Origin of the sequence: Paraburkholderia sp. CNPSo 3076, from assembly GCF_026343935.1 — a bacterium.
GTDB classification, from domain to species: Bacteria; Pseudomonadota; Gammaproteobacteria; order Burkholderiales; family Burkholderiaceae; genus Paraburkholderia; species Paraburkholderia nodosa.
Map to the genome: position 1 here is coordinate 23030 of NZ_JAPMAL010000022.1, position 20337 is coordinate 43366.

The window sequence follows — 20337 nt, forward strand, 5'->3', positions numbered from 1 at the left end:
TCAGATGACGAAGACCGACGACCCCGTCGTCTTGCGTGCTTCGAGGTCGCGATGCGCCTGCACCGCGTCTTCCAGCGCGTAACGCTGGTTCAGTTCGATCTTGATGCGGCCCGCGGCAACGTGGCCGAAAAGCTCGCCGGCAAGCTCGTTCTTCTCCGCGGGGTCGGCGATATAGTCCGCCAGCGCCGGGCGCGTGAGATAGAGCGAGCCCTTCATCGCGAGGATCTGCGGATTGAACGGCGGAATCGGACCGGAAGCCGTGCCGACGCAAACCATCAGGCCGCGGCGCTTGAGCGAGTCGAGCGACGCCTCGAAGGTATCTTTGCCCACGCTGTCGAACACCACGTTCACGCCCACGCCGTTCGTCAGTTCGCGCACGCGCTTCGCGACATCTTCGCGGCCGTAGTAGACGATATGGTCGCAGCCATGCGCGCGCGCCACTTCGCCCTTCGCCTCGTTCGACACCGTGCCGATCACCGTGAGGCCCAGCAACTTCGCCCACTGCGAGACGATCAGACCGACACCGCCTGCCGCGGCATGCAACAGGATCGTGTCGCCGGCCTTGAAGTCGTGAATGCGGCGCATGAGGTACGACGAAGTGAGGCCTCGCATGGTCATGCCGGCCGCCGTTTCGCACGCAATCGCGTCGGGCAGCTTGATGAGCGGGGCCGCCGGAATCAGGCGTTCGGTGCTGTACGCGCCGAGCGTGTTGATGAAGCCGGTGTAGGTCACGCGGTCGCCAACCGCGACGTTGCTCACTTCGGGGCCCACGGCCTCGACTACGCCCGCGGCTTCCACGCCCATGCCGGCAGGCAGCGGAACGGGGTACAGGCCGGAGCGGAAGTAGGTATCCGCGAAATTCAGGCCGACGGCCTCATGGCGCAGGCGGACCTGTCCGGGGCCGGGGTCGCCCACTTCGACGCTCTCGTAGCGCAAGACTTCGGGACCGCCGGTTTCGTGGAAGCGCACTGCTTTCGCCATGTTCAATCTCCTATCCTTTACTCAAACGCATTGACTCGAACCCGGTCAAGCTGACTCAAACTTCCGATTCAAATTCATCGTTGTGCGTGGCCACCGGCTTCTTCGCGCAGTGCGTTCACACGATCCAGATCGATGGCGTAGTTTCGCTTGCCGATCAGGAAAACCACTGCCGCCACGAGCGGCGCGAACGGTACGAGCTGCAGCGCGCCCAGCAGGCCGATGTGGTCGGCGGCCATGCCCGTGAGCACCGCGGCGGGTGCGAGGCCGAGCAGGTTGTTCGCCAGCGTGAGCGTGGCGAACGCCGAGGCGTGGATCGACGGCGGCGTGAGGTTCGCCACCATCGCGCCCGAGGGGCCCGCCGCGCCTGCGCAGAAGAACATGGCCGCGCCGATCAGAACCAGTTGCGCCGGGCCCACCGGCATGCGCAAGCCGACCGTGAGCAGCGCGAAGCAGATCAGGCAGTACGCAATGGCGATGCTCCATTTGCGCGCGCCGATATCCTTGCTGAAGCGGTCCGCGAGGTTGCCGCACACCACCATGCCAATGCCCGTCACCAGCACGAACACGGCGGCAGTCCCGGCCGCTTTGCCGGTCGCCATGCCGTAGTAGCGGTTCAGGAAGCTCGGCAGCCAGCTCCACACGGCCGCCGGCACGAGCAGATGCACGCCGCTGCCCACATACGCACACACCACGGAGCGCGTGGAAAACAGGCCCTTGAGCAGCGCGCGCAGGCTCATGCGCATCCCGAGGCCATTCGCCTCACGGCTCACGTTTGCCGGCTGCAGCGGGGCAAGGCCCTTTTCCGTGACGACGAGGCGATAGATCACGACCAGCACGATCCCCATGGCCGCCATCGCGCCAAACGCCGCGCGCCAGCCAAGCTGCGCCGCCACCGCACCGCCCAGCGCCATGCCCAGCACCGAACCGAACGCGCCGCCCGCCATGAACGCGCCCGTAATCGTGGAGCGCAGCCGCACCGGAAAAATACTCAGGACAACGGCAATCCCCACGCTGCCATAAGCCGCTTCGCCGATGCCGACGAAGGCCCGTGCAAGCAGCATTTCGCCGTAGTTCGTCGAGAGCGCGCAGCCAAGCGTGGCGATGCTCCACAGCGCCGCCATCAGGACGATGCTCTTCACACGGCCCCAGCGGTCGGCCAGCACCGAAAGCGGAAACGTGAGCACGCCCACCATCAGCGCGACCACGCTGCTCAGGGAGCCGAGCTGCGTGTCCGAAAGATTCCATGTGGTCTTGAGCAGCGGAAAAACCGCATTCAGGACCTGGCGCGACATGTAGTCCGAAAGCAGCAGCCCGACCGTCAAGGCGAACACCACCCACGCGTAAGCGGGCACGCTCGTTTTGGTCGTCGTCAATTCGCCTGCGGTGGGCTCGGCATGCGTAAGCATGGGTTGTCTCCGTAGTAGCCCGCTCTTCGTCGGGTTCCGTTGTTTTCTCGGGTCTGCCGGCGGCCACAAGGCAAGCGCCGGACACCCGTATCGAGGCCCGCGCCCGCGGCGCCGGGCCTCATTGCGGTTACGCTGCGCGCAGCGGCAGGTTCTTTACGCCGGCCACGCGGTTCGGCGCCATGCCGTTGGCCGCGAGCGTTTCGTCGACCGTCTCGTACTGCACGCCGATGCGGTAGATCTCGCGCGCTTCCTTGCCCGTGGCAATTTCACGGCCCAGTTCGCGCGCCACGCGCACGCACTGCTCGATCTGCTGCACGGACGTGAAGCGGTTGCCGTGCTGGTCGATGATCGTATCTTCAATGCCGCAGCGCGGGTGCAGGCCCATGGCCATCGCCATCATGTTGAACGGCAGCACGTTCTTGAGCAGCGACTCGGCGGTGACGGTGCAGCCATCGGGCGCACGGTGCACGAAGTTGAAGAAGTTGAAAGGGTTCGGACCGTCGAAGCCGCCGCCAATGCCGATCCACGTGAGGTTCAGCGGACCCTTGTACGCGCCCTTGCGCACGAGGCGGTCGAGCGTTTCGAGCGCGTGGATGCCCGTGAGCTGGAAGTGCGGCTGAATGCCCGAAGCCTGCAGGCGGCGCAGATGCTCCTCCACCCATGCCGGGCCGGCCGGCACCGTCATTTCGCTGTACGCGGCCATAAGCGCCGGGTGCGACAGCGACGTGCCTTCCAGGTATTCCGGATAGAGCAGCTCCATGATGTTCATCTGCGTGGTGTTGATTGCCACGGTCACCTGGTCCGGCTTCGGTTCGAGGTCGGCCAGCATGTGGCGCGTGTCGTCCGAAAGCCACTTGGCGGCCTGGCCGTCGTCTTCCGGCGCGAACGAGATCGAGCCGCCCACCTGGATGATCATGTCCGGCACCGCGGCGCGCACGCCCGCGATCAGCTCGTTGAACTTCGAGAGGCGCTTGGAGCCCTTGCCGTCGAGTTCGCGCACATGCAGGTGCAGCACCGTTGCGCCCGCGTTGTAGCAGTCCACGGCCTTCTGGATCTGTTCTTCCATCGTCACCGGAATGTCTTCCGGGAAGTCTTCGGGCATCCATTCCGGGCCATACGGCGCGGTGGTGATCACAACCTTGTCCTGGTTCTCAGGGTGCAGCGAATCGTCGAGGAATTGCATCGTGTTCTCCAATATGGGGCATGGTATTTCAACGTTTGGCAACGTGGCCGGAACCCTGAAATACCGCTCGGAACCGGGCTGATCCGTTGAGATGCACGATACGGCAATCCTGCGTTACACTTTTCTGATCGCGCGCCATCGTTTTAGCTTTTCGCGCCACCAGGCGTTAACACCGAGATAAGCGCAAGCCCATGTTTTACGGGCTGACGAGGCGCAATGAGGCTGCAGCAAGGAGGAGTCGCGACAATGGAAACAACGCTGAGCTCGGTCTCGCTGAGCGGCTATTTCGACGTGGCAAAGCGCGTGGGATTGAACCCGGTCGAGCTTGCGCATGAGGCAGGCGTGGACGCCGCGGCGCTCGCGACCCCCGACCGCCGCATTCCCGCCGCCGCCGCGTGCCGGTTGCTGGAGCGTTCGGCGGAAAAGGCCGCGTGCCCGACCTTCGCACTGCAAATGGCCGAGACCCGCCACAAGTTCGGCACCGGCGTGGTCAACATTCTGCTTGCGCACAAGCGCACGCTGCGCGAGGTGCTGCTCGCCACGGCCGAATATCGGCATCTGCTCAACGAAGCGCTCGCGGTGTACGTCGAAGACTCGGGCGCAACCGTCACGATCCGCGAGGAACTGGTCGTCGATCCGGGCACCCCCACTTACCAGGCCATCGAACTCGCGGTGGGCGTGCTCGCGCGCCACTCCAGCGCGCTGCTGGGCGAGCACTGGAAACCGCGCGCGGTGCACTTCGTTCACCGGGCGCCACCCAGCCTCACGTTTCACCGGCGTTTTTTCGGCTGTCCGCTGGAATTCGGCAGCGACTTCAACGGCATCGTATGCACGGCCGCCGATCTCGACTACCCGAACCCCGCCGCCGACCCGGAACTGGTGCGCTACGCGGAGAGCCTCGCCGAATCGCTCAACGCGACGGGCGTCGATTCCACGGCGCTCGAGGTGCGCAAGGCGATTTACCTGCTGCTGCCGCTCGAGCAGGCCAGCGTCGAAGGGGTGGCTGCGCATCTGCGGCTGAGCGTGCGCACCATGCAGCGCCAGCTCGGCGTCGCCAATACGAGCTTCACGCGGCTCGTGGAGGAAGTGCGGGGCGAACTTGCCGTGCGCTACATGAGCAACTCGCGCTATCCCATCGGACGTGTGTCCGACCTGCTCGGCTACGCCCAGCAGGGCTCGTTCACGAACTGGTTCAGCGCGCGCTTCGGCATGACCCCGCGCGACTGGCGCAATAGCCATTTGAAGTGACGGAACGACGGCGCGCGTGCCCTGTCCCTTGGTCCCTAATTCCCCTGGTCCCTCAGCCCGTGTGCGGAAGCGGGTGCAGCTCAGGCGCGTCGGCATCGAACGTGGTCATGAGCCGCACCAGATCGGCAAGCGAGTTCGCCTTCATCTTCTCCATGACGCGGGCCCGGTGAATCTTGATGGTTTTCTCCGCCGCGCCCAGCTCATCGGCCACGAGCTTGTTCGGCCGGCCCGTCACCACGAGCGCCATGACCTCGCGCTCGCGCGGTGTGAGCTTTTCCATCCGGCGCTGGATCTCCGCGTGCTGCTCGCGTTGTTCGTATAGCTGGCACGCGCGTTCGAGCGCGCGCGACGTGGCTTCGAACAGCACCTGCGCGTCGATCGGCTTCGTCAGGAAATCCGATGCGCCCGCCTTCATCGCCTGCACCGCCGTATTCATGTCGCCGTGGGCCGAAACGAAGACGATCGGCACGCTGCCCTCGAGCCGCTGCTGCAACTCAATGCCGCTCAGGTCGGGCAACTGGAGGTCGAGCAGCAGGCACGCCGGCGCGCTCGTCAGATCCGCGCCGTGCAGGAACGCGCTGGCGCTGCCGTAGGCCTCTACCGTGTAGCCGCCGGATCGCAGCAAGCGGCAGAGTGCGTTGCGAACGTGCTCGTCGTCGTCCACGACGAACACGATGGAGGCTGGCGAGTTCATGGTGAAAAACGCGTAGTCGTCTGCACGCACGCGCCCTCCGCTGGAAGTTCGATATGGAACGTCAGGCCACTATCGGCGTTGCGCTCGGCCCATAGCTGGCCGCCGTGCGCCATGACGATGGTGCGGCTGATGGAGAGGCCGAGGCCCAGCCCTTGCGGCTTGGACGTCATGAACGGCTTGAACAGCGTGACGAGCCGGTCGGCATCGACACCCGGCCCATGATCGCGGATGGCGAGGCGCACCTTGCCGCGATCCTCGCTCGCCGTGACGACGATGCACACCCTGCGATCTTCCGCGCGGCAGTCGTGCACCGCATCGAGCGCATTCAACAGCAGATTGACGAGCACCTGCTGCAGTTGAACCGCATCGCCGCGCACTTGCGGCAGGCCGTCTTCGATGCGCGCGCTCGCGGCCGCGCCACAGGTCTCCGTCTCGCGGCGCAGCAGGCGAACCACGTCGCGCACGAGGCTGCCGACATCGACCGGGCATAGCTCGGGCGGCTCGCAGCGCGCGGACTGGCGCATCTTGCGGATGATCGCGTGCGCACGCGTGCTATCGGACACGACCTCGCCAAGCAGTTCCCGCAGGTCGCTCATGGCCGGCGGGCTCTGGGCGAGAAACCGCTGCGCCGCCTGCGCGTTGCTGAGAATGGCCGTGAGCGGCTGGTCGACTTCGTGCGCGAGCGCGGCGGCCATGTCGCCCACCTCGGATGCCCGCTCCCGACGCAGCCGGCGTGGTTCGTTGCTGGACTCCGCGAGCGTCGTGTCGTGACTTTCTGGTTCGATGACGACCACCATGCGCGCCGTGGGACCGGCGGCGAGCGACGCCGAAGCGCTCACATGCACGTCGATATCGGCGCCGTTCTTCGCACGCGCGACCGCCACGCGCGTCACGCTATGCGGCAGCCCTTCCGCGGTCTTCAGTGCGCCGAACGATACGGGGCGCGCGTCTCTTCGCCAGGCGACGAGCACGTTTTCAATGCGCATGCCGATCAATTCGCCCAGGGCGTAGCCGAGCACGTGGGTCGCCATGCCATTGGCCCCTGCGACGCTGCCCGCCTCGTCGATCACCAGCGCCGCCGCGGGCACGACTTCGAGGACGCTGTGCAGGCTTTGCGCGATGGCTTGCGAGGCCTGCACCGATACGTGAGCGGTGTTGCGCGCGGCCAATGGCCGCCCGTTCGGGAGACTGCGTGGCTTGATCCTGTCGAGCCACGCCAGCAGGCTCGCCGCTGCGTGCTCGGCTCTCGACCTGTTCAGTTTTAGTTTTTCGTTCCCCATGTCTGCCCTGATCACGGTGTCCTCCGACTACGCTGCCCTGCTCGGGCCTGCGAAACGTTTCAAACGCTTCAGCGCCTGAGCGGGGCGGATTGACGAGCACCAGAATTCCGGCCGTTTGTGAGGCAGGTTGCGCCCCAATACTGACTACCGCCTACTTTTGATTTTCGAAGAACGCTCCGGGAGTTCCGGAGACTGAGTCAGTCATTGAAGAAAAGAATGAATGGGATCATGACTGCGGAACCGCGTCGCTGTACGCTTACACCGCGCGTTAATTATATGAAAGAAATTGCCGATGATTCGTTCCGTGCGCAATTGTTTTCGACAATCTTTTCCGCATACAACGCCATTCAAGCGCTCCATGCCTTGAATGCGCTTGCGCCAGCCTATATACACTGACTATTTGCCGGAATATTTGCGAACGTCCTCTTTGATTTCGATAATGGCTCGCGCAATCACCTCTACTCAATTTGAATAAAAATGAAACTTTTTTCGCGCGAATTATCTAATATGTTTTTTATGAAATAACCGCAGCCATTATTTCGACCTGGAAACGCGCTAGATGAGCCGCGCAGGATCCGTCACATTGTCAGCGCGTGACGGCTCGTTCGGTGCCGTTGGCGATCAAGGCGCCGAAGCGGGCGCGGCTGCACTCACCGCATGATGCTGCGTCGCATTTTGCTGGCTATGTTGCTGGGACTGGTTCGAGCGGGCCTTATGCTCCGCTTTGCGCTGCACGTCCCGCATCTGCTTCGTACCCATCGTTCCTGCTTGCGCAAATACTTCAGACATGAAAACGGGCGCACAAAGCAGGAGCGCCATCGCACACGGCGCAGCAAATCGCATTTTCATTTTGGACCTCCAGGTATCGGCGCTGCTGCCTCGACGAGTGAATAGCATCATTGCGGCGCCATTCCGGTGTCAATAGGACTCTGGTCCGATTGCCAGCACAGAGCGGCTTACCGGACTATACCCGTGGGGCTCTCCGCCTCGCCACACTCGAAAAAGAATGCGCGCGCACGCGCTCGCCCCTTCACGTTGTCGCTATCCGTCCCACAGTCCGGTGGAGCAAACGAATGGAAGGATCGGCCATGATCTCATGGATCAAACAACGCACGTACACGGTCTGCCTGCTCGTGTTCGCGTTGCTCCTGACAGGCGCTCAGGCGGTGCGCGCGCAAGACGCGCCGCAGCCCGCCCCCTACAAACCCGAGGAGCTCGAGGCGCTGGTCGCGCCCATTGCGCTCTATCCCGATTCGGTGCTGGCGCAGGTCCTGATGGCATCGACTTACCCGCTCGAAATCGTGCACGCGGCCCGCTGGGTCAAGGAGCACCCGAAGCTGAAGGGCGACGAAGCCGTAAAGGCCGTGCAGGACCAGCCTTGGGACACGAGCGTGAAATCGCTCGTCGCGTTCCCGCAGGCGCTTGAACCGATGAACAACAAGCTCGACTGGACCCAGAAGCTCGGTGACGCATTCCTCGCCCAGGAAAAGGATGTGCTCGCCGCGGTGCAGCGCCTGCGTGCGCGCGCACAGGACTCGGGCAACCTGAAGAGCAACGAGCAGCAGAAGGTCGTGGTCGAGCAGCCGCCCGCGCAAGGCGGCCAGACCAGCCAGACCATCGTGAAGATCGAGCCTGCCAACCCCGAGGTGATCTACGTGCCCGCGTACAACCCCACGGTCGTGTACGGCGCATGGAGCTACCCGGCTTACCCGCCGTACGCCTGGCCGCCGTATCCCGCTTACTATCCCGGCGGCGCGCTGATGACCGGCTTCGCGTGGGGCGTCGGGCTCGCCGCCGCGGGCGCGATCTTCAGCGACTGCAACTGGGGCGGCGGCGACGTCAACATCAACGTGGACAAGGCGCGAAACGTCAATCGCAATTTCGACAGCACGAAGGTCCAGGGAGGCAGGTGGCAGCACGATTCGAGCCACCGCCAGGGCGTTGCCTACCGTGACAATGCTACGCGCGAGAAATTCGGCAACAACGTGGCGGGCGCCGACGGCCGCCGCGACTATCGCGGCCAGAACGGCCAGAACGGCCAGAACGGCGCCAGCGTGGCTGACCGCGCCGGCAACCGCGGCGGCGGCGCAGGCGGCCAGGGCCCGGGCAATGGCAACCGCGGGAATCAGGGCAACACCGGCAATCGCGGCGGCGCGGGCAATAACGCGAGTGTCGGCAATCGCGCGAACTTCGCCGACAATGGGGCGGGTGGAAATCGCGGGAACCCTGGCAATAACGGTGCTGGCGGCAATCGCGGGAATCTCGGCGATAACGGCGCCGGCGGCAACCGCGGGAACATCGGCAATAACGGCGCCACAGGTAATCGCGGCGGCATGGGCAACAATGCCGGCGTGAGCAATCGCGCGAGCACCGGGGCAGGCGGCGGGTATGGCGGAGGCGGTGGCGGGAGCTACGGTGGCGGAGGCGGCCGCGATGGCGCCTTCCAGGGTGTAGGCAGCGGCGGCGCCACCCAGCGCGACGCGAGCCGCGGCCGCTCCAGCATGCAGTCCTCAGGGTTCAATCGTCCGAGCGGCGGCGGCGGTATGCGCGGCGGTGGCGGCGGTCGTAGCGGCGGCAGACGCTAGGGAGAACGGCCATGAACAGACATGAGTTTCTCCGTCCGGCTGCATCGGCAGCGCTCGCAGCGGCGATCGCCATCGCACTCCTCGCGTACGCGCCGCGGCCTTGCGCGGCCGCCGGGCAAAGCACCTTCGCTACGCCCGACGCGGCGATGGCCGCGTTCGGCGACGCCGTGGCCGGCAACGACGAGGCGGAACTGCGCACGCTCTTTGGCGCCGATTTCCGCCAGCTCATCCCGCCGGTTGGGGCGGAGATCCGCGACAAATTCCTGAGTGAATGGCAGACCTCGCACGGCATTCAGGATTCCGATGCGAATCATGCAATGATCGCCGTTGGCGACGACGGCTGGACCTTTCCGGTCCCGCTCGTCAAGACCGCCCAGGGATGGCACTTCGACACGCACGCCGGTGTCGAGGAAATGCGCGTGCGCCGCATTGGCCGCAACGAGCTTGCCGTGATGCAGACGATGCTCGCGGTCTACGACGCGCAACGCGAATATGCGCAGACCTATCACGACGGCAGCAACATGCTGGTCTACGCCAGCAAGCTCGCGAGTTCGCCGGGCAAGCAGGACGGCCTCTACTGGCCGACCGGCCCCGACGCCACGCCGAGCCCGCTAGGCGTCGCATTCCTCAAGGCCGGCGCACGCAACGCCGAAAACGCCGGTTACTACGGCTACCACTACAAGCTGCTGACCTCGCAGGGTCCGCACGCGCCGGGCGGCGCGTATAACTACATGGTCAACAACAAGCTGTTCGGCGGTTTTGGCGTCGTCGCGTGGCCGGTCCGGTACGGCGACACCGGTATCAAGACATTCATGGTGAGCCACGACGGCCAGGTCTACGAGCGCGACCTCGGCCCGGACGGCGCGACGAAAGCCGAAGCGATGACGTCCTTCGATCCGGGCCCGGGCTGGTCGAAGGCTTCGCCGTGACACGTCACACCGGCGCAACACCGACGCAGCGTCGCGGCGTGTCACGGCGCGTGGGCGGGTTCGGGAGCAGACGGTCGCGCCGGGGCGTGTTCGCCCAGCATGTACAGCAGTAGCGCGTCGCGATCGGGTCCGCTCATCGCCGCCGTCGAGCGCATGAGCACCGCGCTCGCCCAGCAGATGTCGGCCATCGTGGCGCCAGGCCCGCCGTTCGTGACGCGCTCGAGCCGCGCCACGGATTGCGGATCGCCAGCGAGGGCGGCGTTGACCGCATCGTCGAGATGCTGCAGCGCCAGTTCGTACGCCACGGGCGTGGGCAGCATGACCGGCGCGGCGAGTACGGAACGGATCACCACGCGATAAAGCAACGTGAAATACTCGGCCGTGTCGGCATCGCTCATGCTGCCGATCGAAATACTCCCGGCAATGTCCTGCACGCTCGCCATGCCCTGGCAATTGCTGCGCGCCACGCGGCCCATGTATTTCGCGAGCAGCGTGAAGTACGCCGACCGATCCTGCGGCGTCAGACGCGCAATGCCGCCGCGGATCAGGCTCTCGCGCGCCGCGTCGCCGCGCAGCCGCGCTTCGAGGCCCGCCACGCCGCCGGGCACGGCGACCGCTACGGCCGGGTCCGCACGCAGCCGGTAGAACCAGGCTTCGACGATGCGCGCCTTGATCGTCTCCTGCTCGACGCCGGCCTCGCGCAACGCCACCGCGCTCTGCGCGGACGTCGGCTCGGCGGGCGCAACGACGTAATCGAGCACCGCGAAGAGTCCCGCTGACGTGTCCTCGTTGCGCGACACGCTGCCCGACGCATCGTGGCCCGCCAACGCCAGCGCCGTGGTCAGCGCGAGCAACGCACAACGCATCGTCTTCATGAGACCCCGCGTGGCGCGCTCAATCCGTCGCACTGCCAACGGTTGCATGGTCCGCGCGAATGGCGGCGGCAATGTCCGCGCTGATGGTGGCGAGAGCGCGATCGTGCGCGTCGACGAGCGCGCCGTAGTCCTGGCTCGTCACCTGCTCGTGCGCCACCGTGTGGCCGAGCGTCAGCGCCTGGTGACCCGGCGGGCGCACGACCCATTGCGCATCGATCGTCACCGAATCTCCCAGCACGCTGTCAATGCGCGTGATATCTACGCGCACGCGCCAGACCGGCGGGGTGGCCGCGCCATCGAATGTCGAGACGTGCGCCGTACCGAGCCGCTGCGCAAGGTCCGCGGCGACGACGCGCCCGACGTCCAGTTTGAGCGGCGTGGCCCAGCGCGCGAACTCGTTCATCTGGATCGTGTTGTCAGGATTGCGCGTGACGATTTGTGGCCGGTCAACCATGTCGGGCACGGTCACAGGACCGACGACGACATCTATCGCGGCAGCGCCCGTTGGCACGGCAGGGGATGCGCTCGACGTCGCGGCGCTCGCTTCGTCGGCGCGCAGCGCATAGAACGTGGGCGACGGCGAGGAGCAGCCGGCGAGGCACGCCAGCGCAGCGGCGAAAGCGGTAGGCACGGTCAGGTTGCGGCGCTTCACTGCTTGCCTCCTGGTTTGCCCTGCACCACGGCCTCGGGATGGCGCTCGAGATAATCCGTGAGCATGCGCACCGAGGCGGCGGTGCGGGCCAGTTCACGCATGGCGTCGCTCGTGTTCTGCTGGAGCTGCGAGTCGGGCTGCAAGGCGTCGGTGGCCGAGTTGAGCGTGGATTTTGCCGCCGAGAGCGTGTCGTGCGCCTGCGGCACGACGTCGGTGCCGAGCTTCGCCACCACGTCGTTCGCGCTTTGCAGCGTGCGCTGCGCACTCGCACCGATGGCCTCGAACGGAATGCCGTTGAGCTTCGCGAGCAGCCGCGTGAGCGAATCCTGCAACGACTGCAGCGTGCGCGGCACCGTCGGCAGTTCGGGCGGCGTTCTCGACCAGTCGATCCTGGCCTTCGGCGCGTCCGGGAAAACGTCGAAGGCGACGTAGAGCTGCCCCGTGAGCGGATTACCCGAGCGCAGCTGGAACCGGAAGCCGCTGGCTATCAGGAACTCGGCAAGCTGGCGCGGTTGCGAAGTGAGGCGCCCGGCCGGCTGGCCATTCTCGAAGCGCGACGTAAAGCGCTCCGGATACAGATTGATTTCGACAGGAATGCTGAACTGTTTCTTGACTGGGTCGAAGCGCGTGTAGATGCGTGTGACCTCGCCGATCACGACGCCGCGAAAATCGACGGGCGCGCCTACGGTCAGCCCGCGCACCGAGTCGTAGAAGGTCACGACGTAGGTGTCGACAATGCGGTCGTGCTCCTTCAGCGAGTCGGCGTGCGTGGCGTAAAGCTCGAACTTCGAGTCGGCGTCGGCCTCGGGCGATTCACCGCCGGCGTCGGGCGCTTCGAACGCCACGCCGCCAATGAGCAGCGACACTACCGACTGCGTGTTGATCTGCACGCCGTCCGGGCTGAGCGAGACGTCGAGCCCGCTCGCGTGCCAGAAGCGCGTATCGCTGCGTACGAACCTGTCATAGGGCGCGTTCACGAACACGCGTAGCGTCACGCCCTTGCCGTTCGGGTCCATTTCATAGGAGGCGATCTGCCCGACCTGAAGACGGCGGAAAAACACGGGCGACCCGACATCGAGCGAGCCCATGTTCATGCTGTGCAGCACGAATTCGCGCCCCGGAATGTCGCTCGGGATCGCAGGCGGCACTTCGAGCCCCACGAAGTCGCGGCGCGCTTTGCTGGAGTTGCCGTCGTCCATGCCGACAAAAGAGCCCGAGAGCAACGTGCTCAGGCCCGAAACCGTACCGCCCGAAATGCGCGGACGAACGACCCAGAAGCGCGTGTTGTCGACGAGCATGCTCGCCGCGTCCTTCACGAGTTCGCCCGTCGCGATCACACGCTTGTGATCGGGCGAGAGCGTGACCGCCTTCACTACGCCGATATCGACGTCCTTGTACTTGATCTTCGTTTTGCCGGCCTCGAGGCCGTCGCCGGTCTTGAAGCTGATCGTGATGGTCGGCCCTTCCTCGATGATCGCCTTGGCCGCGAGCCAGCCGCCAATGAGCACCGCGACGATCGGCACGAGCCAGACGATCTGCATGCGCCAGCGCGAGCCGCGCACCGGCTTCGCCTCGGGCAGGTCCGGCAAGGAATTGTCGTTACCGGGCGCTGCCATTTTCGCGCTCCATCGCGTCCCAGATGAGACGAGGGTCGAACATGTTCGAGGCGAACATCGTGAGGATCACGACGGCGCCGAAGGCGATCGCGGCGGGCCCTGCCCTGATCGTGGCGAGCGCGTTGAACTGCACCAGCGCGACGAGCATCGTGATCACGTAGATATCGAGCATCGACCAGCGGCCGACCAGCTCGATCAGTCGATAGATACGCGTGCGTTGCTCGGGCAGCCATGTCCAGCGGCGTTGCGTGGACCACGTCAGATACGAAAGCCCGAGAATCTTCAGCATGGGCACGGCGATGCTGGCAATGAACACGAGCAGCGCGAGCGGCCAGGAACCCGACACCCACAGATACACCACACCGCTCATGATCGTGTCCTTTTGCGTGCCGAACAGCGAACTCGTGTCCATGACGGGCAGCACGTTCGCTGGCACGTACAGCACCATCGCCGCGACCAGAAGCGCCCACGTGCGCGAGAGGCTCGCAACCTTGCGCATATGCAGCGCGCTGCCGCAGCGCGGGCACGTCGCCGCATGCGCGGCTGCCGGCATGCGCGCAAGCAGCCCGCACGCATGGCAGCGCGCGATGCCGCAGGCGGCGCCCGTGAGCGGACCTGCAGCGCGTTCGCCTCGTGCTCCGGCCTCCTGGCGACGCGCGAAGTTCGTTGTCACGCTGGGCGCGTCGGCCACCTTGACCGCGTTGGCCGGCTGCGTCGCGCGCGCCACGCGCGACCAGAACTGCCTCGCGTCGAACGCCGCGCTCGCGCCCGCGAGCACCAGCATCAACGCGCCAAACGACCACAATGCAACACCCGTCACGACCGTTGCGATATGGGACAGCTTCACGAGCGCGACCAGCAGGCCGAGTATCAGCACCTCGGTCATGCCCCAGGGCCGCGCGGTGTACATCACGCGAAACAGGAGCGGCGCCTGCCAGGGCGCGCGGTTGAGCGCAAGCGGCACGAGGAGGGCGAGCAGGCACATGACCTGCATGCCCGGCATGAGGATCGTCGTGGCGAACACCAGCGCCGCGATGGGCCACATGCCGTCGACATAGAGAATCTCGACCGAATGCCACAGCGTCGTGCGCACGAGATTGCCGTTCACCGAGAGCCCGACGATCGGATACAAATTGGAAATGACGAACAGCACGAGCGCGCCCAACGCGAACGCGAGCGCACGCCCGAGGCTTTCTGGAAGATCCCGCTCCAGTTCGGCGTTGCAGCGCAGGCAGCGCAGCGTGCCACCGGGCGAGCAAGGCGCGCCGCGCTGCATGAGATCGCAGTCGTGGCAAACGAGAAGCTCGGCGCGCTTCATGGCGGGGCCTTGCTGGATCCGGTCATCGCGTGGTCGATTCATCGTCGCTGTACCGATTCGGCATGCGAGGCGTCAGCCTGGCGGCGGCACGCCGAGCACCGCATGGACCGCGCCGATGAGCGCGGAGTCGTCGAACGGCTTGCGCAGGTACGCAACCGCGCCGGCTGCCTGTGCCTGCTCGCGCACGCGCGCATCGTCGTGCGCCGTAATCACGATGCACTGGATGCCGGTGCCCCCAAGCCGGCGCTGCACCTCGATACCGTTGATGCCGGGCATCTGGATATCGAGGACCACGCACGCCGGCGCGTGAGGCGCCGCGGCCGCCAGCGCGTCTAGAAAGGCCTCGCCGCTGGTGTACACGTCGGAGTCGATGCCGACCGACTTCAACAGGCGCTGGATCGCTCGCCCGACCGACTCCTCGTCGTCGACGACGGCCACGGATCGTGTCACGTTGTTCATTTGACCAAGCGTCCGGTTACCGGTGAGGACAGCCAGACCGGCGCCGCCGTGCGCGCCGACCGGCATCCTGAGCGCAAGCGGCTGTCCCATGCGCGACTACTTGTGTTGTGCAGGCTTGACGGATACGGCGAACGCTTCCGTATACACTGCCTCGACCTGATCGCCGACCTGCACGCTTGCAAGCTGTTGGGGATCCTCGACCCGCAGGTCCATCGTCCCGCCTTCGGGTCCCATCAAGGTGACAGTTTGCGTTTTGGCGTCGACGGCCACGACATTCGCCGTGACCTTCACCTCACGCCCGACCATGCCGCCGGGCTTCTCGCCGGCAGCCGCGCGCTCGGCCTTCGGCGTTTCCTGTACCGAGGTCTCGCCGTCGCCTCCCTTCTTCAGGCTCAGCGTGAGGGATTCCTTATAGGTCATCGTCACGACATCGCCGACTTTTAGTTGGTCGAAGTTTCTGACTTCCGGTCCCAACTCGGCTTCCACCATCTTGCCGTCGTGACGCTTGAGCGTGACGGTGCGGGTATCGGCGTCGATCTTCGTGATGGTCGCCGTCACCTTGTGCATGCCGGTGACGGTGGCCTTACCCGGCTCGTGCGTCACGTTGGCCGTCGTCTGGCCCTGGGCCGCGGCAAGCTGCGCCGCGGCGACGATGACTGCTGAAACAACCCACTTGAGGTACGGCATCGCGATCTCCTGTTACAGATCGAGCTTCGTCACCTTGGTGCCGGCGACCGACGCATCGGCCATGATGCCCGTATTGGTCATCACGATCGCCTGGACCGGCGCCGTTGCGGTTCTCGTGTCGATCTGCCCATTCGCACCGACCTTGACGAGCGCAACGGCAACGTCGCCGCCAACCGACCAGCCCTTCGAGTTGCGGAACTTGTCGAGGGAGTCCTGCGTCATGAAGAGAAAGATCACGGCGGTCGACTGCACCCCTGCCTGCAAACCGAACGAAGCGGCCGCCGTACTGTAGTACCCGGCCGTCGATCCGCCTACGCGCAACGCACCCTGGCCATATGACCCGCCAATAATGAACGCTGCCTTGCCGACCGAAGGAAAGACCAGCACACCTTGCGACTTGGAAACGAGTTCCTGCGAGCCCGGGACAGTCGAGAACAGCCGGGACATCGTGCCGTCCACGGCCGCATCGATCTCCTGGCGTTTTGCCGCGTCGGTCGCGCCGCTCGTCCCACTGCTCGTGGTCGTGCTGCAACCCGCAACAGCGAGCCCAGCCGCGGCCGCCGCCGTAAGCACAAAAATCCGTCGCTTCATTGTTGTCCTCCATTGAGTTTTTACAGCCCGGACACGGCACTCACGCATGCGGATCAAAGCTCACGCGAGAATGAGACGTTGCTCGCACATCGTTGCTCATCGTTCAGTTACATAGTCGCAGACGCCACGTACAGGACAAATCGGACCTTGGTCTTACGCCGTCCGAAACCACAGCGCGCACCGCACGCGCTACTGCACCGTGTAGCCGCGCCCTTGCATGCACGCGGCAAAGGCGCGGTTGAACGTGTCGATCGCGCCCTGCTGCTGTTGCTGGCCGTTCGCCTGCTGGGCACGCCGGTTCTGCCGCGCGCGTGAGCCACCGACCATCGTGCCGGCCGCCGCGCCCACTGCCGCGCCCTTGCCCGCGTCGCCCGTGATCGCGCCTATCACCGCGCCGCCTGCCGCGCCACGCGCCGCGCCCTGGACACGCTCGCCGCCGCCCACGGCCGGGCCCGAAGGCGGCGGTGGCGTCGACGCAACCTGTTTCGGGTCGATTCCCGTGTTGCTCTTCGCCCACGAGTAGCACGCCGATTCGTCCGCATGCTGTTGCTGCGCGCTCTGCCCCTTCGCGGGATAGGCAATAGGCGTTGCCTGCGCGGCACTCATCAGAAGCAGCACAGCGGCGCACAGGGCGCCGGTCCGACGATTTATATAGGTATCCATATCAACTCCTTGAGCGCGTGCGAGAGCGCGCCGATTAGCCTGCTGCGATCGGCGGGAGGTTGGCAAGCGACAGTCGTGCTGACGGCACGACGCCCGGATGCGGGGCAAACACCGCGCCGTGCGACCGGCGCAGTGGTCTGTTCAATGATGTGGGAGCGGCACAGCGAAGACAATCAGACCATGGTCCTACCGTCAGCGACAACGGCTGGCCGGCGCGATGACACGCCCGCCGGCGCACGGCCGGAACGGCCATGCGGTGCGGCGGGCGTAAAAGCGATGCTGCGGGAGATCAGAATTTGTGGCGGATGCCGAGGCTCACCATGATTTGCGAACTTGAGCTGCCGTTCAGCCCATAGTCCGCCACGGAAGCGACCGCGGTGGTCAGAATGGAACCCGTTGCGGTCGGTACGCGCTGCGTGCCGTTGGCGTGCTGCCACGCGCCGACAAGGTACACGTCGGTACGCTTGGAGAGGTTGTAGTCGCCCCCCAGCGAGACCTGGTTGTAGGTCGCCGAGGTGTCGCCCGCGCTGTGCGTCCACGTATAGCCAACGCCGATGAGCGACGCCGGCGTGAGCGCATAGTTCACGAAACCGCCAGCGACGTTGTAGCGCTGATTGGACGGGAAAAGCGATTGCGCGTCGGCCTTGTACTGCGCATTGCTATACCGGCCGCCGAACGTCCACGGTCCGGCCACGTATTGCAGCGCGACGGAGCCAATGCCGACCCACTTGGCGGTTTCGTACGCGAGGTTCTGAAAACCGCCATCGAACGTGCCGTCCGAAGTGCTGGTCCAGTTGGTGCGGGGAATCGTGGAGTTTGCGTTAGTCATGCGGAGGTAGCCCGCCGCGATGCTGAATGGGCCAGTCACATAGCTCGCCGCCGCCGACCAGGTCTGCTGCGAACCCGTCGCACCCGCGACGCCGCCGAACGCATACATGCCCTCGATCTGGAAGCCCGCGAACTGCGGCGAGAGATACTTGATCGCATTGTTCGTACGAGAGCTGTTGTCGTTGTTGTCGACGTCGCCTGGCGTCGCGAAGGTGCTGCCCCAGTAATTGTCTGCGGTAAGGGGCTGGACCATGTCGACGACCGGGTCATATTGACGACCCAGGGTGAGCGTACCGTACTGCTGGTGCGTCAGGCCCACGAACGCCTGGCGGCCGAACAGGCGGCTGCCCTGCTCCGAAGTCCCGCTATTGATGTCGAATCCGCTTTCCAGCTGGAAGATCGCTTTCAGGCCGCCGCCCAGATCCTCCGTTCCCTTCAACCCCCAGCGGGACCCTTGCAGATTGCCGCCTTGCATCCGATACAGGTTTTTGCCCTGAGCGTCGGCGTTGTGGACGAACTGAAAGGCTTCGTCGATCACGCCGTACAGGGTGACGCTGCTTTGCGCTTGAGCGACCGGCGCCAGCATGGTGAGCGGAACAGGAAGCAACATAAGCGCAAGCTTTTTCATGTTTGCAACTCCTTCACGCACCAGGTAATTGGTATTCCTATACTAGTCGCTTGCTTCGGAACGACCTCGGCGCGAAATTGGTTCCGTTGTCGGCGCAAGACACCCAATGTGACATGAATGAAGGCCGCCGATCTGTAACCGCAGCTTAAATAAAGCATGAAAACCGGCATGTTTGCAAATGCCGCGAAGCCCTTACCGTACCGCGCCGACGCTCGTTGCGCATAGACAATCAGGACTCCATATACGATGCCCGCTGCCAGGCTCGTGTAACCGCCATACCAGACGAGCCGAGCGCCCAGCCCTTCCCCGCCACCGCCAGCCACAGTGCAACGAGCAACGCGCACCATCCGGCACAGCGCAGAACGCGGGAAAGCGCGGCGGGCAACCGCGCGCCGAACTGCGTCTCCTGATGACGCTCCATGGCCGTCGCGAGGCACGCAAAGGCGGGCACGCACAGTATCAAGGCGAAAAGCGGCATCATGTGCTCCTGCGCCGCAAGCGCACTCACGCGGCGCTTGTCCGCCGGCTTCGCACGCGGCCGGTGGCGCGCCGTGCGCATCGCGAGCGCGGCGTGCAGCGCCGCGAGCGCTCACATCATCAGATCGAAGCCGGCCTAGACCCAGTCGCCATTCGCGAGACTGCGCCAGAGCGGGCGCTGGGTCGTCAACGCATTGAGCACGGGCAACAACGCCAGCAACGCAGACGCGAACCACAGCAACTCGATCCACGCGCGTCTAGCGGGGCGCGCGAGCGCGTAAAGCAGCGTCGCTGCCCAGATTGCGAAGAACGCGTTGATTTACGCCTCCGCCCGATGCGTCAACGAAACCGGCAGCAGACGGTTGGCCCACAAATAGCCCGTCATCGCAATGGAAAGGCCGGCGATGCTCGCGATATTCAGGCGCTCCACGAGGCGAAAGCCGAAGTACGGCCGCTCGGGATCGGGCAGCTTCTGGCGGCGCTTCACGGTCCACATCACGAGCCCGGTGCCGACCATCGCCGTGCCCGCAAGGCTCACGATGAAATACAGCCAGCGTAGCGCGCAATGCCGGCTTCGGCCGGGAACTTCGCCGTGGCTTCCTCGACGCTCATGTCATGCAGCGGCGCCCAGTGCTCCAGATAGGACTGGCGGCGACCCGTCATCACGGGTCCGGGCAGCACGCTGTTGACCTGCACGCCGTCCGCGATGCCGCGGTCCGAAAAGGCCTTCGCCAGCGCGACGATCGCCGCGTTGATCGTGCCCACGGCCGCATAAGGCGCCTTCGGGAACACGGCCGAATTGCCCGACATCAGCACGACCGCGCCCGCGCTGGCCTTAAGTGCCGGCCACGCTTCGATCGTCAGGCGTCGCGCACCGTGCAGTTTGAGCGCGAGACCGCGCTCCCATTGCTCGTCGGTCATCTCGAACAGATCGATCTGCGGCACCGCGCCCGCAATGTTGAGCAAGGCGTCGATACGCCCATATGCCGCAAGCGTTTGCTCCACCACTTGCCGCGCGGCATCGGCAAGCGAGAGATCGATGTCGATGACGAGCGCCTCGGCGCCCGCGTCCCTCACCTGCGCGGCGGTCTCTTCGAGCTGCTCGCGGCTGCGCGCCACCACGGCGATCGCGTCGAAGTCACGCGCCAGCCTCACGGCCGTCGAACGGCCAATGCCCTGGCTCGCGCCCGTTACGATTGCGACTTTTCCGGCCATCTTCCCGCTCCTCACTCGATCA

Annotated in this window: 19 protein-coding genes and 1 pseudogene; 4 read left to right on the forward strand and 16 right to left on the reverse strand. The window is 65.3% G+C overall.

Annotated elements, in window-relative coordinates; all coding sequences use genetic code 11:
• The 3 genes from M3A49_RS24875 to M3A49_RS24885 all read right to left on the reverse strand — a co-directional run bounded on the left by M3A49_RS24875 (position 1) and on the right by M3A49_RS24885 (position 3570).
• Positions 1-981, reverse strand: coding sequence for a quinone oxidoreductase family protein (locus M3A49_RS24875; RefSeq protein ID WP_266231451.1), 981 nt, complete (start codon positions 979-981; stop codon positions 1-3).
• A 74-nt stretch (positions 982-1055) separates the two neighbouring features.
• A complete protein-coding gene (locus M3A49_RS24880) occupies positions 1056-2387 on the reverse strand; it encodes an MFS transporter (protein ID WP_266231453.1) in 1332 nt (443 codons plus the stop codon).
• Between the two features lie 127 nt (positions 2388-2514).
• A complete protein-coding gene (locus tag M3A49_RS24885; protein WP_266231454.1) occupies positions 2515-3570 on the reverse strand; it encodes a 3-keto-5-aminohexanoate cleavage protein in 1056 nt (351 codons plus the stop codon).
• A gap of 246 nt (positions 3571-3816) precedes the next feature.
• Here M3A49_RS24885 and M3A49_RS24890 point away from each other — a divergent pair, with 246 nt between their 5' ends.
• A complete protein-coding gene (locus M3A49_RS24890; RefSeq protein WP_266231455.1) occupies positions 3817-4818 on the forward strand; it encodes an AraC family transcriptional regulator in 1002 nt (333 codons plus the stop codon).
• A 52-nt stretch (positions 4819-4870) separates the two neighbouring features.
• Here the strand turns inward: M3A49_RS24890 and M3A49_RS24895 are convergent, their stop codons facing one another.
• Complete coding sequence (locus M3A49_RS24895) at positions 4871-5512, reverse strand: response regulator transcription factor (protein WP_266231456.1); 642 nt, start codon at positions 5510-5512, stop codon at positions 4871-4873.
• Entirely contained in the window at positions 5509-6792 is a 1284-nt protein-coding gene (locus tag M3A49_RS24900) for a sensor histidine kinase (protein ID WP_266231457.1), read from the reverse strand. The genes M3A49_RS24895 and M3A49_RS24900 overlap by 4 nt, the downstream gene beginning before the upstream one ends.
• 216 nt (positions 6793-7008) lie before the next feature.
• Between M3A49_RS24900 and M3A49_RS24905 the strand changes: the two genes are divergently transcribed.
• The 3 genes from M3A49_RS24905 to M3A49_RS24915 all read left to right on the forward strand — a co-directional run bounded on the left by M3A49_RS24905 (position 7009) and on the right by M3A49_RS24915 (position 10306).
• Positions 7009-7188 carry a hypothetical protein gene (locus tag M3A49_RS24905; RefSeq protein ID WP_266231458.1) on the forward strand — a complete coding sequence of 60 codons (180 nt, stop codon included), beginning with the start codon at positions 7009-7011 and terminating at the stop codon, positions 7186-7188.
• A gap of 692 nt (positions 7189-7880) precedes the next feature.
• Entirely contained in the window at positions 7881-9377 is a 1497-nt protein-coding gene (locus M3A49_RS24910; RefSeq protein WP_266231459.1) for a DUF3300 domain-containing protein, read from the forward strand.
• Positions 9378-9388: 11 nt separating this feature from the next.
• Complete coding sequence (locus M3A49_RS24915; RefSeq protein ID WP_266231460.1) at positions 9389-10306, forward strand: DUF2950 domain-containing protein; 918 nt, start codon at positions 9389-9391, stop codon at positions 10304-10306.
• A gap of 41 nt (positions 10307-10347) precedes the next feature.
• Here the strand turns inward: M3A49_RS24915 and M3A49_RS24920 are convergent, their stop codons facing one another.
• From M3A49_RS24920 to M3A49_RS24975, 11 genes and pseudogenes are all read right to left on the reverse strand, one after another.
• Positions 10348-11181, reverse strand: a complete 834-nt coding sequence (locus tag M3A49_RS24920) for a hypothetical protein (protein ID WP_266231461.1) — start codon at positions 11179-11181, stop codon at positions 10348-10350.
• Between the two features lie 19 nt (positions 11182-11200).
• Positions 11201-11833, reverse strand: a complete 633-nt coding sequence (locus M3A49_RS24925) for a PqiC family protein (protein ID WP_266231462.1) — start codon at positions 11831-11833, stop codon at positions 11201-11203.
• Positions 11830-13449 carry an intermembrane transport protein PqiB gene (locus M3A49_RS24930; protein WP_266231463.1) on the reverse strand — a complete coding sequence of 540 codons (1620 nt, stop codon included), beginning with the start codon at positions 13447-13449 and terminating at the stop codon, positions 11830-11832. The genes M3A49_RS24925 and M3A49_RS24930 overlap by 4 nt, the downstream gene beginning before the upstream one ends.
• Positions 13433-14767: a paraquat-inducible protein A gene (locus tag M3A49_RS24935; protein ID WP_266231550.1), complete on the reverse strand. Its 1335-nt coding sequence runs from the start codon at positions 14765-14767 to the stop codon at positions 13433-13435. The genes M3A49_RS24930 and M3A49_RS24935 overlap by 17 nt, the downstream gene beginning before the upstream one ends.
• A gap of 72 nt (positions 14768-14839) precedes the next feature.
• A complete protein-coding gene (locus M3A49_RS24940) occupies positions 14840-15226 on the reverse strand; it encodes a response regulator transcription factor (RefSeq protein ID WP_028208093.1) in 387 nt (128 codons plus the stop codon).
• A 96-nt stretch (positions 15227-15322) separates the two neighbouring features.
• Positions 15323-15913, reverse strand: a complete 591-nt coding sequence (locus tag M3A49_RS24945) for a copper-binding protein (RefSeq protein ID WP_254353154.1) — start codon at positions 15911-15913, stop codon at positions 15323-15325.
• Between the two features lie 12 nt (positions 15914-15925).
• Entirely contained in the window at positions 15926-16504 is a 579-nt protein-coding gene (locus M3A49_RS24950; RefSeq protein ID WP_028208091.1) for a YSC84-related protein, read from the reverse strand.
• A gap of 189 nt (positions 16505-16693) precedes the next feature.
• Positions 16694-17110 (reverse strand): glycine zipper family protein, encoded by a 417-nt coding sequence (locus M3A49_RS24955; protein WP_416339005.1) that lies wholly within the window; start codon positions 17108-17110, stop codon positions 16694-16696.
• Positions 17111-17456: 346 nt separating this feature from the next.
• Complete coding sequence (locus tag M3A49_RS24960; protein ID WP_254353151.1) at positions 17457-18623, reverse strand: porin; 1167 nt, start codon at positions 18621-18623, stop codon at positions 17457-17459.
• A gap of 229 nt (positions 18624-18852) precedes the next feature.
• Positions 18853-19680: pseudogene (locus M3A49_RS42735) on the reverse strand (DUF3325 family protein); the annotation flags it as partial.
• Positions 19635-20315: an SDR family NAD(P)-dependent oxidoreductase gene (locus M3A49_RS24975; RefSeq protein WP_266231465.1), complete on the reverse strand. Its 681-nt coding sequence runs from the start codon at positions 20313-20315 to the stop codon at positions 19635-19637. The pseudogene M3A49_RS42735 and the gene M3A49_RS24975, both read right to left, overlap by 46 nt.
• Positions 20316-20337: the final 22 nt, after the last annotated feature.